The sequence below is a fragment of the Paenibacillus sp. GCM10012306 genome (assembly GCF_042649265.1).
GTDB lineage: Bacteria > Bacillota > Bacilli > Paenibacillales > Paenibacillaceae > Paenibacillus_AQ.
In genome coordinates this window covers 14719-28014 of the sequence record NZ_JBHRYW010000020.1, presented here as the reverse complement: position 1 = coordinate 28014, position 13296 = coordinate 14719, and the positions used below count along the sequence as shown (strand labels likewise).

At 45.8% G+C, this 13296-nt stretch carries 24 protein-coding genes; all 24 read left to right on the top strand.

Annotation, left to right across the window (positions count from 1 at the left end; all coding sequences use genetic code 11):
- Positions 1 to 274: 274 nt before the first annotated feature.
- Positions 275 to 1624 (top strand): protoglobin domain-containing protein, encoded by a 1350-nt coding sequence (locus ACFORK_RS27595; RefSeq protein WP_379205190.1) that lies wholly within the window; start codon positions 275 to 277, stop codon positions 1622 to 1624.
- Between the two features lie 245 nt (positions 1625 to 1869).
- The gene (rpsJ, locus tag ACFORK_RS27590) at positions 1870 to 2178 is read left to right on the top strand and encodes a 30S ribosomal protein S10 (RefSeq protein WP_017692074.1); all 309 of its coding nucleotides are present in this window, start codon (positions 1870 to 1872) and stop codon (positions 2176 to 2178) included.
- Between the two features lie 41 nt (positions 2179 to 2219).
- Positions 2220 to 2843 (top strand): 50S ribosomal protein L3, encoded by a 624-nt coding sequence (gene rplC, locus ACFORK_RS27585; RefSeq protein WP_066367635.1) that lies wholly within the window; start codon positions 2220 to 2222, stop codon positions 2841 to 2843.
- Between the two features lie 25 nt (positions 2844 to 2868).
- Positions 2869 to 3492: a 50S ribosomal protein L4 gene (rplD, locus tag ACFORK_RS27580; RefSeq protein ID WP_379205187.1), complete on the top strand. Its 624-nt coding sequence runs from the start codon at positions 2869 to 2871 to the stop codon at positions 3490 to 3492.
- Positions 3492 to 3785: a 50S ribosomal protein L23 gene (rplW, locus tag ACFORK_RS27575; RefSeq protein WP_019908225.1), complete on the top strand. Its 294-nt coding sequence runs from the start codon at positions 3492 to 3494 to the stop codon at positions 3783 to 3785. Before rplD ends, rplW begins: the two co-directional genes overlap by 1 nt.
- A 27-nt stretch (positions 3786 to 3812) precedes the next feature.
- A complete protein-coding gene (gene rplB, locus ACFORK_RS27570) occupies positions 3813 to 4643 on the top strand; it encodes a 50S ribosomal protein L2 (RefSeq protein ID WP_066367631.1) in 831 nt (276 codons plus the stop codon).
- 76 nt (positions 4644 to 4719) lie between these two features.
- On the top strand, positions 4720 to 4998 hold the full coding sequence (gene rpsS / locus ACFORK_RS27565; RefSeq protein WP_019908227.1) for a 30S ribosomal protein S19: 279 nt from the start codon (positions 4720 to 4722) through the stop codon (positions 4996 to 4998).
- Between the two features lie 31 nt (positions 4999 to 5029).
- Entirely contained in the window at positions 5030 to 5362 is a 333-nt protein-coding gene (gene rplV / locus ACFORK_RS27560; protein WP_019908228.1) for a 50S ribosomal protein L22, read from the top strand.
- A 14-nt stretch (positions 5363 to 5376) separates the two neighbouring features.
- Positions 5377 to 6042 carry a 30S ribosomal protein S3 gene (gene rpsC, locus ACFORK_RS27555; protein ID WP_175370343.1) on the top strand — a complete coding sequence of 222 codons (666 nt, stop codon included), beginning with the start codon at positions 5377 to 5379 and terminating at the stop codon, positions 6040 to 6042.
- Positions 6043 to 6044: 2 nt separating this feature from the next.
- Positions 6045 to 6479: a 50S ribosomal protein L16 gene (gene rplP / locus ACFORK_RS27550; protein WP_379205183.1), complete on the top strand. Its 435-nt coding sequence runs from the start codon at positions 6045 to 6047 to the stop codon at positions 6477 to 6479.
- A complete protein-coding gene (gene rpmC, locus ACFORK_RS27545) occupies positions 6469 to 6666 on the top strand; it encodes a 50S ribosomal protein L29 (protein ID WP_066367623.1) in 198 nt (65 codons plus the stop codon). Before rplP ends, rpmC begins: the two co-directional genes overlap by 11 nt.
- Before the next feature lie 43 nt (positions 6667 to 6709).
- On the top strand, positions 6710 to 6976 hold the full coding sequence (gene rpsQ, locus ACFORK_RS27540; RefSeq protein ID WP_066367620.1) for a 30S ribosomal protein S17: 267 nt from the start codon (positions 6710 to 6712) through the stop codon (positions 6974 to 6976).
- A gap of 38 nt (positions 6977 to 7014) precedes the next feature.
- The gene (rplN, locus tag ACFORK_RS27535) at positions 7015 to 7383 is read left to right on the top strand and encodes a 50S ribosomal protein L14 (protein WP_066367616.1); all 369 of its coding nucleotides are present in this window, start codon (positions 7015 to 7017) and stop codon (positions 7381 to 7383) included.
- A 48-nt stretch (positions 7384 to 7431) separates the two neighbouring features.
- Complete coding sequence (rplX, locus tag ACFORK_RS27530) at positions 7432 to 7785, top strand: 50S ribosomal protein L24 (RefSeq protein ID WP_379205180.1); 354 nt, start codon at positions 7432 to 7434, stop codon at positions 7783 to 7785.
- Positions 7786 to 7814: 29 nt separating this feature from the next.
- Positions 7815 to 8357 carry a 50S ribosomal protein L5 gene (gene rplE / locus ACFORK_RS27525; protein WP_379205178.1) on the top strand — a complete coding sequence of 181 codons (543 nt, stop codon included), beginning with the start codon at positions 7815 to 7817 and terminating at the stop codon, positions 8355 to 8357.
- 48 nt (positions 8358 to 8405) lie between these two features.
- A complete protein-coding gene (locus tag ACFORK_RS27520) occupies positions 8406 to 8591 on the top strand; it encodes a type Z 30S ribosomal protein S14 (protein ID WP_036589425.1) in 186 nt (61 codons plus the stop codon).
- Between the two features lie 32 nt (positions 8592 to 8623).
- Positions 8624 to 9022, top strand: a complete 399-nt coding sequence (gene rpsH, locus ACFORK_RS27515; RefSeq protein WP_039877390.1) for a 30S ribosomal protein S8 — start codon at positions 8624 to 8626, stop codon at positions 9020 to 9022.
- Between the two features lie 30 nt (positions 9023 to 9052).
- Positions 9053 to 9595 (top strand): 50S ribosomal protein L6, encoded by a 543-nt coding sequence (gene rplF / locus ACFORK_RS27510; RefSeq protein ID WP_379205175.1) that lies wholly within the window; start codon positions 9053 to 9055, stop codon positions 9593 to 9595.
- Between the two features lie 83 nt (positions 9596 to 9678).
- Positions 9679 to 10047, top strand: a complete 369-nt coding sequence (rplR, locus tag ACFORK_RS27505; protein WP_379205173.1) for a 50S ribosomal protein L18 — start codon at positions 9679 to 9681, stop codon at positions 10045 to 10047.
- 27 nt (positions 10048 to 10074) lie between these two features.
- Positions 10075 to 10572 (top strand): 30S ribosomal protein S5, encoded by a 498-nt coding sequence (rpsE, locus tag ACFORK_RS27500; RefSeq protein WP_066367590.1) that lies wholly within the window; start codon positions 10075 to 10077, stop codon positions 10570 to 10572.
- A gap of 14 nt (positions 10573 to 10586) precedes the next feature.
- Positions 10587 to 10772 (top strand): 50S ribosomal protein L30, encoded by a 186-nt coding sequence (gene rpmD, locus ACFORK_RS27495; protein ID WP_175370341.1) that lies wholly within the window; start codon positions 10587 to 10589, stop codon positions 10770 to 10772.
- Between the two features lie 41 nt (positions 10773 to 10813).
- Positions 10814 to 11254, top strand: a complete 441-nt coding sequence (rplO, locus tag ACFORK_RS27490) for a 50S ribosomal protein L15 (RefSeq protein WP_066367583.1) — start codon at positions 10814 to 10816, stop codon at positions 11252 to 11254.
- Positions 11254 to 12552 carry a preprotein translocase subunit SecY gene (gene secY, locus ACFORK_RS27485; RefSeq protein ID WP_379205169.1) on the top strand — a complete coding sequence of 433 codons (1299 nt, stop codon included), beginning with the start codon at positions 11254 to 11256 and terminating at the stop codon, positions 12550 to 12552. Before rplO ends, secY begins: the two co-directional genes overlap by 1 nt.
- Before the next feature lie 96 nt (positions 12553 to 12648).
- Positions 12649 to 13293 (top strand): adenylate kinase, encoded by a 645-nt coding sequence (locus ACFORK_RS27480; protein ID WP_379205167.1) that lies wholly within the window; start codon positions 12649 to 12651, stop codon positions 13291 to 13293.
- The last annotated feature ends 3 nt before the right edge of the window (positions 13294 to 13296 follow it).

Genomic DNA, 13296 nt, shown 5'->3' with positions numbered 1-13296 from the left:
TTACCTTACCAATGGTGACCTTTATTTAAGGAGTTTTAGCAAGATACCTTCTGGTATCAATGTGAGACTTCTTTTTAATATTCAAGAGAGCAAGTAAGAAATAAGACATTAAAATACAAAATGCGACATGAAAAAAGATAGATACAGCTTTTATCTGATTTATTTCAACAAATTCCTACAAAAAACAACTTAAAATTCTTTACACTTAACAGATGGATAGGATAATATGAGAATATATTCATTGTAAAAAGATAGGGATTTGGGGAGTGTTATTATGGGGAAATGTCCGTTTTCTTTTATGCACACTTTAGCTTTACGAAGGAACACTGTGAAACCTCCCGATATAGATTCCTCTCATGAGGCTACTTCCTTAACGTTAGTTAATGGGGTCTTTCATAGTCTTGACGGGCATGAGGAGCTTAATGAGCAGATGAAAATGATTGATCTTACGAAAGAAGATTTATCTCAGCTACGTAAGATCAAGCCGATTCTCGAACGCAATATTGATTACATCATTGATCAGTTTTACAACTCGGTGTTGGGCGTGCGCAAGTTAGAAGCCATCATTCAGGAGCACAGTAGTATTGAGCGACTGAAAAAAACGCTGCACGATCACATCATCGAGATCTTCGACGGCAATGTTAATGAAGAATATATTGCCAAACGCCTCCACATTGCAAACATCCATAAGAGAGTTGGGCTTGAGCCCAAATGGTACTTATCCGCTTTTCAAAACCTCCAAAATGTATTTATCACTGTTATCCACAATGAAGCAACCAATGATCAGGAACGAGTGGCCTTTGTCCAGACTGTGACTAAGCTGTTGAATCTGGAACAGCAACTAGTGCTGGAAGCCTACGAGAAAGAGAATATCCGCGAGAAAGAAGTGCAGTATGAGACCGTAAAAAATGAATTGAAGCAGAAAATAGCAGAATTCAGTGGTGAACTGGTAGATCTCAGCATGGATACCAACGCCGCTGTGGAGCAGCTGGTGGCCAGCAGTAATGAAGTTAATGATACTTTCAAGCGTACGGCTGCTTCCGCTCAGGAGTCTCAAGAGATGGCGCAGGATGGACGAGCACATTTGAGTGACCTCTCGGAACGAATTAACTATATCTTTGAGCGGACCCAAGCGATGGAACGATCGGTGAATGAACTGTCCAGTTCCGCTAAGCAGATCCAGAAGATTGTGGTTGCTGTCCAGGAGATTGCCGATCAAACCAAGATCCTTTCTCTAAATGCTACTATAGAGGCAGCCAGGGCTGGTGAGCATGGAAGAGGGTTCGCTGTAGTCGCACACGAAGTCAGCAGGCTTGCGGAGGATACCAAGACCACAGTAGTATTGATTGGGGAGCTCACGAGCAAGTCAGGCCTGCTCAGTCAACAGGTAGTGGAGGAGATCCGTAAGGTCCAGGAACTCACTAAAAGTGGTAAGCAGAAATCCACGGAGACGAGTCAACTTTTCGCTGAGATTGTGGAAGCCATGCAGCGTAGTACTCAGGAGATTGTTACGGTAGAAGAGGAAATACGAACTTTGATCGAGACGATTGAAGGAATCGGATCCACAACAGCCCAGACTGCGTCCTCGGCAGTGTTTTTCAAATCAGCTACGGAAAATCTTTAACTTATATATAGAAGAAAGACGATTTAGGACCAAAATTAACGCTGCATGAAAAATTTATGCGCGTTTTTTTATTTTCGCTTGCAAAGTATCCGCCTATTCTATATAATAATAAATGTTGTTCTGAGACGTTGCGATGATGTGAGAGGTTACTGACACACCCGGCCCCTTTGCCATGGGGACGAACGTCGGAAAATTTTCACGGAGTATGTCCGATACCAAATTGGGCGATAGAAGGAGGGACTAAAATGGCAAAGCAAAAAATTCGTATTCGCTTGAAAGCTTACGACCACAGAATTCTTGATCAATCCGCAGAGAAGATCGTTGAAACAGCAAAACGTTCCGGTGCTGGTGTATCCGGGCCGATCCCGCTGCCAACTGAGAAGCAAATCATTACTATTCTCCGTGCGGTGCACAAGTACAAGGATTCCCGTGAACAGTTTGAACAACGGACTCACAAACGTTTGATCGATATTGTGAACCCAACACCACAAACTGTGGACGCCTTGATGCGCTTGGATCTGCCGTCCGGTGTAGATATCGAAATCAAATTGTAATACTAACATTAGGAACTTAGGAAAAGAAAAGAGGTGTCAACATGAAAGGTATCTTGGGAAAAAAACTCGGTATGACTCAAGTGTTTACTGCAGAAGGTAACGTAATTCCTGTTACTGTTATCGAAGCTGGACCTTGTGTGGTACTGCAAAAGAAAGACCTGAATATCGACGGATATGAAGCAGTGCAGTTGGGCTTTTCCGACAAGAAGGAAAGTCGCTCTAACAAGCCTGAACAAGGTCACGCCAAAAAGGCAAATGCAACACCTAAGCGCTACGTTCGCGAAATTCGCGGTGTTGATCTCGGGGCACTCGAGGTTGGACAAGAGCTTAAGGCTGACATTTTCGCAGAAGGCGAATTTGTTGACGTAACCGGTACAACCAAGGGTAAAGGTTTCCAAGGTGTTATCAAGCGTTGGGGACAAAGCCGCGGACCAATGGCTCACGGTTCCCGTTACCACAGAAGACCAGGTTCCATGGGTTCGATCCAAGCTAACCGTGTTCCTAAGGGCAAACGCCTTCCAGGTCACATGGGCCACACAACTGTGACGGTTCAAAAGCTTGAAATCATCCGTGTGGATGTAGAACGTAACGTATTGCTGGTTAAAGGCGCGATTCCGGGCCCTAAAAACAGCTTTGTGAAAGTGAAACAAACCGTTAAGAAATAATTCCTAAAGAAAGGAGGAACATGAAATGCCAAAAGTAACACTTTTTAATATCAGTGGTAGCGAAGTTGGCGAAGTTGAACTGAGTGAAACAGTATTCGGTATTGAGCCGAACGTGCATGTGCTGCATGAAGCTGTATTGCTGCAAAGAGCTTCCCTTCGTCGTGGTACACACAAAGTTAAAGGACGTTCTGAAGTGCGTGGCGGCGGACGTAAGCCTTGGAAACAAAAAGGTACAGGTCGTGCTCGTCAAGGCTCCATTCGTTCCCCACAATGGAAAGGCGGCGGCGTAGTCTTCGGACCAACTCCTCGTAGCTATTCCTGGAAACTGCCTAAGAAAGTTCGCCGTTTGGCTATCAAATCCGCGTTGTCTTCGAAAGTTCTCGATAAAGACATTATCGTATTGGATAGCTTGACATTGAATGCTCCGAAAACGAAAGAATTCGCAGCTATTCTGAACAATCTGAAAGTAGATCGCAAAGCGTTGATCGTAGCTGACAGCTACAACGATAACGTAGCTCTTTCCGCTCGTAACATCCCTGGGGTGAAATTCGTAGCGGCTGATGGCATCAATGTTCTTGACGTACTTTCGTACGACAAACTGATCATCACCAAGGAAGCAGTTCTGAAGGTAGAGGAGGTGTTCGCGTAATGAAAGATCCTCGTGATATTATCAAACGTCCGGTGATTACGGAGCGCACTTCCGAATACATGAGCGAATTGAAATACGCTTTTGAAGTGGATATTCGTGCTAACAAGACCGAAATCAAAAAAGCCGTTGAGGCTATTTTCAAAGTTAAAGTAGTTAGTGTGAACACAATGCGTGTACCTGGCAAACTGAAACGTTATGGCAAATACTCCGGATATACTCCAGAGTGGAAAAAAGCCATCGTTAAGCTGAGCCCGGACAGCAAGCCGCTTGAATTCTTTGAAGCGGTAGAATAATACTCTTAAAGTAAGGAGGGAAATATAGTGCCAATCAAAAAGTACAAACCGACCTCTCCGGCCAGACGCGCAATGTCCGTGTCTACGTTTGAAGAAATCACAACAAACCAGCCAGAGAAATCGTTGCTTGCGCCACTGAGCAAAAAAGCGGGCCGCAACAACCAAGGTAAAATTACGGTTCGTCACCACGGCGGCGGACACAAACGTAAATACCGTATTATCGACTTCAAACGTACGAAAGACGGCATACCTGGTAGCGTTGCTACAATCGAGTATGACCCGAACCGTACATCCAATATTGCTTTGATCCACTATGCTGATGGAGAGAAACGCTACATCATCGCTCCTAAAGGCCTTAAAGTTGGGGATAAGATTGAGTCTGGCCCTAAAGCCGATATCAAAATTGGTAACACCCTTCCACTGGAAAACATTCCGGTTGGTACAGTTATCCACAACATTGAGTTGAAGCCAGGTAAAGGCGGACAATTGGTTCGTGCTGCTGGTACAGAAGCTCAATTGCTGGGTAAAGAAGAAAAATACGTATCCGTTCGCTTGAACTCCGGTGAAGTTCGTAAGATCCTGAGCGTTTGCCGCGCAACCATCGGTTCCGTAGGTAACGAAGATCACGAATTGATCAAAATCGGTAAAGCTGGACGCAGTCGCTGGCTTGGCCAACGTCCTGAAGTTCGCGGGGTAGTAATGAACCCTAACGATCACCCACACGGTGGTGGTGAAGGCCGCGCTCCAATCGGACGTAAATCGCCTATGTCTCCTTGGGGTAAACCAACCCTTGGTTACAAAACGCGTAAGAAAAACAAGGCATCTGATAAATATATCGTTCGCCGCCGCACGAAATAAGACGCTTCTGGCAGTAAGTTAAGCGCGAAGCGTCGATTCGCGGTTTGAAGATTTGTCATGAAGGGAGGATTCATACATGGGTCGCAGTTTGAAAAAGGGACCATTTATCGATGGTTACCTGCTGAAAAAAGTTGAGGAACTGAACGCGGCAGACAAGAAAGTCGTTGTTAAAACTTGGTCCCGTCGCTCCACTATTTTCCCTCAGTTTATCGGACATACGTTTGGTGTATATGACGGCCGTAAACACGTGCCAGTATACGTAACGGAAGATATGGTAGGTCACAAATTGGGCGAGTTCGCGCCAACACGTACTTACAAAGGCCACGCGGGTGACGATAAGAAAACAAGAAGATAATTAAGTTCTTCGTTCGAGAGGAGGGAAAACAATGGAAGCAAAAGCACATGCTAGATCGGTGCGCATTTCTGCTCGTAAAGCGAAATTGGTTGTTGACTTGATTCGCGGTAAGCAAGTTGGAGAAGCGATTGCAATTCTTCGCCACACTCCGAAGTCGGCTTCTCCAGTGGTTGAGAAGTTGCTTAACTCAGCAATTGCGAATGCTGAGCACAACTATTCTATGGACGTGAACAGCTTGTTCGTTAGCGAAGTTTTCGTTAACCAGGGTCCTACTATGAAACGTTTCCGTCCACGCGCCATGGGCCGCGCTAGCCGGATCAATAAACGCACAAGCCACATTACTTTGGTGGTATCTGAGAAATAAGGGAGGGATAACGTGTGGGTCAAAAGGTAAATCCAGTCGGACTCCGGGTCGGAATTATTCGTGACTGGGAATCTAAATGGTATGCAGGCAAAGATTTCGGTACTCTTTTAATGGAAGACGTCAAAATCCGTGAATACCTTAAAGGCAAATTGAAAGATTCCGCTGTTTCCCGCATCGAGATCGAAAGAGCGGCAAACCGTGTGAACGTAACAATTCATACTGCTAAGCCAGGTATGGTTATCGGTAAGGGTGGCGCAGAAGTAGAAATTCTTCGTAGCGCAGTTACTGCTATTGCCGGCGGTAAGAAAGTACACATCAACATCAATGAAATCAAACACCCTGAATTGGATGCAATTCTGGTTGCTGAAAGCATTGCACAACAATTGGAGCGTCGCGTATCGTTCCGTCGTGCTTTGAAACAAGCGATTCAAAGAACTATGCGTTCCGGTGCAAAAGGGATTAAAACACAAGTTGGCGGACGTCTTGGCGGCGCTGAGATTGCCCGTTCAGAAGGTTATAGCGAAGGAACAGTTCCACTTCATACGCTTCGTGCCGATATCGATTACGGAACGGCTGAAGCACATACAACTTACGGCCGTATCGGCGTAAAAGTATGGATCTACCGTGGAGAAGTTCTTCCCCCAGCTAAGAAACAAGCTGCTCAGGAAGGAGGCAACTAATCATGTTGGTACCAAAACGCGTTAAACACCGCAAGCAACAACGCGGTCACATGAAAGGTATGGCAAAAGGCGGCACCACGCTGAACTTCGGCGAATTCGGTCTGCAAGCTCTGGAGCCATCTTGGATCACTAACCGTCAAATCGAAGCTGCACGTATCGCGATGACACGTTACATCAAACGTGGTGGTAAAGTGTGGATTAAGATTTTCCCGGATAAGCCAATTACTCAAAAGCCTCTTGAGGTTCGTATGGGTAGTGGTAAAGGTAACGTTGAGAAATGGGTAGCCGTAGTTAAACCGGGCAAGATTATGTTCGAACTCGGAGGCGTGTCGGAAGAAATCGCTCGTGAAGCGATGCGTCTTGCCGCTCACAAGCTGCCTGTTAAGACTAAGTTTGTGAAACGTGAAGAAGTGGGTGGTGAAGCAAATGAAAGCTAATGAACTTCGCAACTTAACCACTGCCGAGATTGAACAAAAGATCGCCGGATTCAAGGAAGAGCTTTTCAATCTCCGTTTTCAATTGGCAACTGGCCAACTGGACAACCCGACTCGGATTCGTGATGTGCGTAAGGAAATAGCTCGTGCTAAAACCATTATCCATCAAAGAGTACTTGGGATTAGTTAAGTGATGGCGGATTTTATATCCGTATTCAGGAAGGAGGCTAACTATGAGCGAAGAGCGTAATGCACGTAAAGTGCTGGTTGGTAAAGTAGTCAGCGACAAAATGGATAAAACCATCGTAATTGCTGTTGAAACCTATAAGAAGCACAACTTGTATCACAAACGCATCAAGTCCACGAAGAAATTCAAGGCACATGATGAAGAGAATGTAGCTAAAATTGGTGATGTCGTTAAAGTCATGGAAACTCGTCCATTGTCGAAAGACAAACGTTGGAGACTGGTTGAAGTGGTAGAAAAAGCGATTATTATCTAAGATAATGGGCAAAGCCTTTCCGGAAGGAGGAAAATATAATGATTCAACCATTTACACGTTTGCATGTGGCTGACAACTCTGGTGCGAAGGAACTGATGTGTATCCGCGTACTGGGTGGTACTGGACGCCGTACAGCAGCAATTGGCGATCTGATCGTTTGCTCGGTAAAACAAGCAACACCAGGCGGCGTTGTCAAAAAGGGTGATGTAGTTAGAGCGGTTGTTGTTCGCACTAAGCGTTCTGTACGTCGTAAAGACGGTTCTTACATCTCTTTTGACGAAAATGCAGCTGTTGTTGTTAAAGACGACAGAAGCCCACGCGGAACGCGTATCTTCGGACCAGTTGCTCGCGAACTTCGCGATAAAGACTACATGAAGATCGTTTCCTTGGCACCGGAAGTTATCTAATACACACGGTTTTAATAAACCGAAGGTTAGTCATAGGAGGTGTAATAAATGCCTAGAGTGAAAAAAGTTCTGGAATCCCATAACAATAAACTGCACGTGAAAAAAGACGACGTGGTGATTGTGATCAGCGGGAAAGACAAAGGTAAAAAAGGTCGTGTCATCGCTGCTTACCCTCGCCAAAACCGAGTCCTGGTAGAAGGCGTGAACTTGGTGAAAAAACACCAAAAGCCGAACCAGTTGAATCCACAAGGTGGAATCATCGAGCAGGAAGCTTCGATCCATGTGTCCAACGTAATGCACATTGATCCGAAGAGTGGTAAAGTAACCCGCATCGGTTACAAAGTATTGGATAACGGTAAGAAGGTACGGGTTGCTAAGAGATCCGGAGAAATTATCGACTAATCAGCCCTAAGGAAAGGAGGAAAATCTTCATGGCAGCAAGAATGAAAGAACGTTTTCTGAACGAAATTACTCCTGCTTTGATGCAGAAGTTTAACTATTCGACTGTTATGCAAGTACCTAAGATCGAGAAGGTTGTCATCAACATGGGTGTGGGTGACGCTGTTCAAAACTCGAAAGTACTTGATGCAGCAGTTAACGATATGCAATTGATCGCTGGTCAAAAGCCAGTAATCACTAAAGCTAAAAAGTCCATCGCCGGTTTCAAACTGCGCGAGAACATGCCGATCGGGGTTAAAGTAACACTGCGCGGAGATCGCATGTACTACTTCCTGGACAAATTGTTCAACGTAACGCTTCCACGCGTACGTGACTTCCGTGGTATTTCCAACAAGGCTTTTGACGGCCGTGGTAACTACACACTGGGTCTTAAAGAACAATTGATCTTCCCAGAAATCGAGTATGACAAAGTGGATAAAGTCCGCGGTATGGACATCGTTATCGTAACGACGGCAAAGACGGACGAGGAATCCCGTGAGTTGCTTACGCAACTGGGAGCGCCTTTCGTAAAATAAGGTCGGTTCATCCATTTCTCCGAAACTGTTTAGGAGGTGTCAGGCTAAGTGGCAAAAACTTCGATGAAAGTTAAACAACAACGCGAACCTAAGTTCAAAGTACGTGCTTATACACGTTGCGAGCGTTGTGGTCGTCCACATTCGGTACTGCAAAAGTTCAAAATTTGCAGAATTTGTTTCCGTGAATTAGCTTATAAAGGCCAGATCCCTGGCGTGAAAAAAGCAAGTTGGTAAGAAGTTTATAAACGGGAAGGAGGTTTACACACATGACTATGTCTGATCCTATTGCAGATATGCTTACTCGTATTCGTAACGCTAACATTGTGCGTCACGAGACAGTAGAAATGCCTGCTTCTACAATGAAAAAACAAATCGCGGACATCTTGAAGCGTGAAGGCTTCATTCGTGATGCTGAATTCGTTGAGGATAGCAAACAAGGGATTATCCGTATCTTCTTGAAATACGGCCCTAACCAAGAGCGCGTTATTTCTGGACTGAAAAGAATCAGTAAGCCAGGCCTTCGCGTTTACACGAAGAGCAATGAAGTTCCTCGTGTACTCGGCGGCCTTGGAATCGCGATTATCTCCACATCCAAGGGAGTTATGACCGACAAAGAAGCTCGTCAATCTAAATCGGGCGGAGAAGTTGTCTGCTACGTTTGGTAATAAACGTCACAAGATAAGGAGGTGCAACACATGTCTCGTATTGGTCGCAAACCAATCGCAGTACCTAGCGGTGTAGATGTCACTTTGGACAACGCCGTTATTACAGTAAAAGGTCCAAAAGGCACTTTGACTCGTGAGCTTCATAAAGACATGAAGATTACAGTTGAAAATAACGAAATCACTGTTGTTCGCCCGTCGGATAACAAATTGCATCGTTCACTTCACGGCACAACCCGCTCCGTTGTCAGCAACATGGTGAGTGGTGTGACTGAAGGTTTTTCGAAATCTCTGGAACTGGTTGGGGTCGGATATCGTGCAAGCAAATCCGGAGATAAAATCGTTCTGAACGTTGGTTACTCCCACCCGGTTGAAATTACACCGGAAGCGGGTATCGAGTTCGAAGTTCCTGCGAACACGAAGATCATCGTTAAAGGTATCGACAAAGAACGCGTAGGCGCTTATGCTGCCAAAATCCGTTCCGTACGTGAACCTGAACCGTATAAAGGTAAAGGTATCAAATATGAAGGCGAGCGTATCATCCGCAAGGAAGGTAAAGCCGGTAAGAAGAAATAATCGGCCCAATCTTAATTGTAAGATACCCCGTGCATCTTAAAGTGAAGCTGTTTACGGCAAACTGAAGGGAGTGAAAGGGAAGCATGATTACAAAAGAGGACAAAAACAAGGCTCGTCTCAAGAGACACCTGCGTGTTCGTAAGAAAATTCAGGGTACTACTGAGCGTCCACGTTTGAATGTGTTCCGTTCTTCGAAACACATCTACGCTCAATTGATCGATGATGTTACAGGCGTTACTATCGTATCTGCCTCTACACTTGATAAAGAACTGAGCGGTAGCATCGGTAATGGCGGTAGCGTTGAAGCTGCAAGCAAAGTAGGCCAATTGGTCGCTGAGCGCGCTAAAGCAAAAGGTCATACAGTGGTTGTATTTGACCGCGGTGGATACTTGTACCATGGACGGATTCAAGCATTGGCAGATGCAGCTCGCGAAGCTGGTCTTGAATTCTAGAATAATTCTTAAAAGGAGGTTAACGACTTGCGTGTAGATCCGAACAGTTTAGAGCTGACAGAAAGAGTTGTACACATTAACCGGGTTGCTAAAGTTGTAAAAGGCGGACGCCGTTTCAGCTTTAGTGCATTGGTTGTTGTGGGCGATGGCAACGGCTACGTCGGAGCGGGTATCGGTAAAGCCGGCGAAGTTCCGGAAGCCATCCGCAAAGGTATTGAAGATGCCAAGAAAAACCTGATTCACATTCCAATCGTAGGAACTTCGATTCCTCACTTGGTTACTGGTCACTTCGGCGCAGGACGCGTGTTGCTGAAACCAGCATCCGAAGGTACGGGCGTTATCGCTGGCGGACCAGTTCGTGCGGTATTGGAATTGGCAGGCGTTGGCGACATCTTGACAAAATCTTTGGGTTCTTCGAACTCCATGAATATGGTCAATGCAACTTTGGAGGGTCTTTCCCGTCTGAAGCGCATTGAAGAGGTCGCGAAACTTCGCGGCAAATCTGTCGAAGAACTGCGCGGTTAAGGAGGGGAACGTCAATGGCAAAATTGCAGATTACCCTCGTACGCAGCGTAATTGGACGTCCTGAAACACAACGTGTTACAGTTAAGACGCTCGGCCTGCGTAAACTCAATTCGACAGTGGTTCACAATGACAATCCCGCAATTCGCGGAATGATCAACAAAGTGAGCCATTTGGTATCTGTTACTGAAATCGAAGGCTAAATCCTTCGTAATAAATTAACAACAATAAGGAGGTGCAAACGATGAAGTTACATGAACTTGCTCCTGCTCCAGGGTCCCGTAAAGAACGCAACCGCGTTGGTCGCGGTCCTAGTAGCGGTAACGGTAAAACTTCCGGTCGCGGTCATAAGGGTCAAAACTCCCGTTCCGGCGGTGGTGTTCGCCCGGGCTTCGAGGGTGGTCAAAACCCACTCTACCGTCGTCTGCCTAAACGTGGTTTCATCAATCCTACCCGTAAAGAGTACGCGATTGTGAACCTGGAAGATCTGAACAACTTCGCAGAAGGAACAGAAGTAACTCCTGCGTTGTTGCTGGAAACTGGCGTTGTCAAGAACTCCAAGAGCGGTATTAAAATCCTCGGCAACGGCGAACTATCCGTTAAATTGACTGTACAAGCAAATAAGTTCTCTCAATCTGCGGTAGAGAAAATCCAGGCTGCCGGCGGTAAAACCGAGGTGATCTAATGTTCAAGACGCTTAAGAATATATGGCATGTTGAAGATTTGCGCAAAAAGATCCTTTTTACCCTGTTCGTTTTGATCATCTACCGCATTGGTTCGTATGTGCCGGTTCCTGGAGTTAATAAGGATATCTTGCAATCGGCTAATCAGACCGGTGAAGCATTGATGAGTCTTTTGAACACCTTCTCCGGAGGAGCGCTCAAGAACTTCTCAATATTTGCGATTAGTATCTACCCGTACATCACAGCATCCATCATCGTGCAGTTATTGTCGATGGATGTTGTTCCTAAGTTTGCTGAATGGGCTAAACAAGGGGAGCACGGGAAAAAGCAATTGGCCCAAATTACGCGGTACGGTACTGTAGTATTGGCGCTAATTCAAGGCTTTGCCACTTCTATAGGTTTTAACCGAATCTATAGTGCACAGATGATGCCTAACGCTACCTTTGCCGATTACTTACTGGTTGCCATTATCCTGACGGCAGGTACTTCCTTCTTGATGTGGCTAGGTGAACAAATCACCGAAAAGGGTATCGGAAACGGGATTTCGATCCTGATTTTTGCGGGAATCGTCGCAGGCGTTCCGGGACATATAGCAGCTACGGCTCAGTCCAGCTTTATTCAGCCGGATCAGACGTTCCTGAATATTCTTAAAGTCGTGATTGTTGTGATCGTGCTTGTGGCTATTGTTGCAGGAGTAATCTTTGTACAACAAGGTATACGGAAAATTCCTGTACAATATGCCAAACGCGTAGTCGGCAACAAGATGTATGGTGGACAGAACACGCATATTCCGCTGAAGATTAACGCAGCGGGCGTTATCCCTGTCATTTTCGCTGTGTCCTTACTGCAATTCCCAGTTGTTATCTCCAACTTCTGGTCAACACATGAGTGGGCAAAATGGGTTGCTGGCAACCTGAAGTTTAATGAGCCCCTCGGCATGGTTCTGTATATTGTGATGATCATCGGATTTACGTTCTTCTATACGTTCGTTCAGATGAACCCACAGCAGATGGCTGACAACATGAAGAAGAATGGTGGATACATTCCGGGAATTCGTCCTGGTAAAGCAACGGAGAAATACTTGACCAAGGTAATGTCCCGTCTGACGATGTCAGGCGCGCTGTTCCTGGCTGTAATATCCGTACTTCCTGTATTCTTCGGGAAGATTTCCGGGTTGCCTGACTCGGTTCAGATTGGTGGTACATCGATTCTGATCGTGATCGGGGTAGCATTGGATACAATGAAACAGATTGAGAGCCATTTGATTAAACGCCATTACAAAGGCTTCATCAATAAATAGGCGATAGGTTCCGGTGAGGCTTAAGAAACGAAGACTTCCCGGCACCTATTGTGCTGTTTCTTGCTTGGTGGCGAATCTTGGAGGGAGAGAGAAATCGTGAACTTTTTATTCATGGGCCCTCCTGGGGCAGGCAAGGGAACACAAGCAGCTGTAGTCGTGAAAGAACTTGGTATTCCTCATATCTCAACTGGAGACGCCTTCCGCTTGGCAATCAAGCAGGAAACTCCAGTGGGACTTCAGGCCAAGTCCTATATCGATCAAGGTTTGCTTGTACCAGATGATGTGACCATTGGAATCGTGGAAGAACGGCTGCAGCAGTCCGATTGCGAAAAAGGTTTTTTATTGGACGGTTTTCCAAGAACCCTTTCGCAAGCGGAAGCGCTGGATGGAATCCTGAGTCGTTTGAACACTTCCTTGGATCATGTGATCAACTTGAATGTTGACCGCGGCCTGCTTATGGCACGTCTTACGGGACGTAGAATCTGCAGCGTGTGCGGAGCATCCTATCATCTGATCTTCAATCCGCCAAAGCAAGAAGGCATTTGCGACATTGATGGCGGTGAGCTGTATCAACGTCCAGATGACAATGAAGAGAGCGTAGGAAAGCGTCTTGATGAGTACGACAACAAGACAGCGCCTTTGCTCGCGTTTTATGAGAATAAAGGTCTTTTGCGTCAGGTGAACGGGGAAAACGAAATCGATGTCGTTTCTTCCGAAATAGTGTCTTTACTGCGAGGTTAGTGT

What these genes read in the sequence shown, in the direction of transcription:
- ACFORK_RS27595 (WP_379205190.1), top strand. Translation starts at nt 275, where the DNA reads ATGGGGAAATGTCCGTTTTCTTTTATGCACACTTTAGCTTTACGAAGG.
- rpsJ (WP_017692074.1), top strand. Translation starts at nt 1,870, where the DNA reads ATGGCAAAGCAAAAAATTCGTATTCGCTTGAAAGCTTACGACCACAGA.
- rplC (WP_066367635.1), top strand. Translation starts at nt 2,220, where the DNA reads ATGAAAGGTATCTTGGGAAAAAAACTCGGTATGACTCAAGTGTTTACT.
- rplD (WP_379205187.1), top strand. Translation starts at nt 2,869, where the DNA reads ATGCCAAAAGTAACACTTTTTAATATCAGTGGTAGCGAAGTTGGCGAA.
- rplW (WP_019908225.1), top strand. Translation starts at nt 3,492, where the DNA reads ATGAAAGATCCTCGTGATATTATCAAACGTCCGGTGATTACGGAGCGC.
- rpsS (WP_019908227.1), top strand. Translation starts at nt 4,720, where the DNA reads ATGGGTCGCAGTTTGAAAAAGGGACCATTTATCGATGGTTACCTGCTG.
- rplV (WP_019908228.1), top strand. Translation starts at nt 5,030, where the DNA reads ATGGAAGCAAAAGCACATGCTAGATCGGTGCGCATTTCTGCTCGTAAA.
- rplP (WP_379205183.1), top strand. Translation starts at nt 6,045, where the DNA reads ATGTTGGTACCAAAACGCGTTAAACACCGCAAGCAACAACGCGGTCAC.
- rpmC (WP_066367623.1), top strand. Translation starts at nt 6,469, where the DNA reads ATGAAAGCTAATGAACTTCGCAACTTAACCACTGCCGAGATTGAACAA.
- rpsQ (WP_066367620.1), top strand. Translation starts at nt 6,710, where the DNA reads ATGAGCGAAGAGCGTAATGCACGTAAAGTGCTGGTTGGTAAAGTAGTC.
- rplN (WP_066367616.1), top strand. Translation starts at nt 7,015, where the DNA reads ATGATTCAACCATTTACACGTTTGCATGTGGCTGACAACTCTGGTGCG.
- rplX (WP_379205180.1), top strand. Translation starts at nt 7,432, where the DNA reads ATGCCTAGAGTGAAAAAAGTTCTGGAATCCCATAACAATAAACTGCAC.
- rplE (WP_379205178.1), top strand. Translation starts at nt 7,815, where the DNA reads ATGGCAGCAAGAATGAAAGAACGTTTTCTGAACGAAATTACTCCTGCT.
- rpsH (WP_039877390.1), top strand. Translation starts at nt 8,624, where the DNA reads ATGACTATGTCTGATCCTATTGCAGATATGCTTACTCGTATTCGTAAC.
- rplF (WP_379205175.1), top strand. Translation starts at nt 9,053, where the DNA reads ATGTCTCGTATTGGTCGCAAACCAATCGCAGTACCTAGCGGTGTAGAT.
- rplR (WP_379205173.1), top strand. Translation starts at nt 9,679, where the DNA reads ATGATTACAAAAGAGGACAAAAACAAGGCTCGTCTCAAGAGACACCTG.
- rpmD (WP_175370341.1), top strand. Translation starts at nt 10,587, where the DNA reads ATGGCAAAATTGCAGATTACCCTCGTACGCAGCGTAATTGGACGTCCT.
- rplO (WP_066367583.1), top strand. Translation starts at nt 10,814, where the DNA reads ATGAAGTTACATGAACTTGCTCCTGCTCCAGGGTCCCGTAAAGAACGC.
- secY (WP_379205169.1), top strand. Translation starts at nt 11,254, where the DNA reads ATGTTCAAGACGCTTAAGAATATATGGCATGTTGAAGATTTGCGCAAA.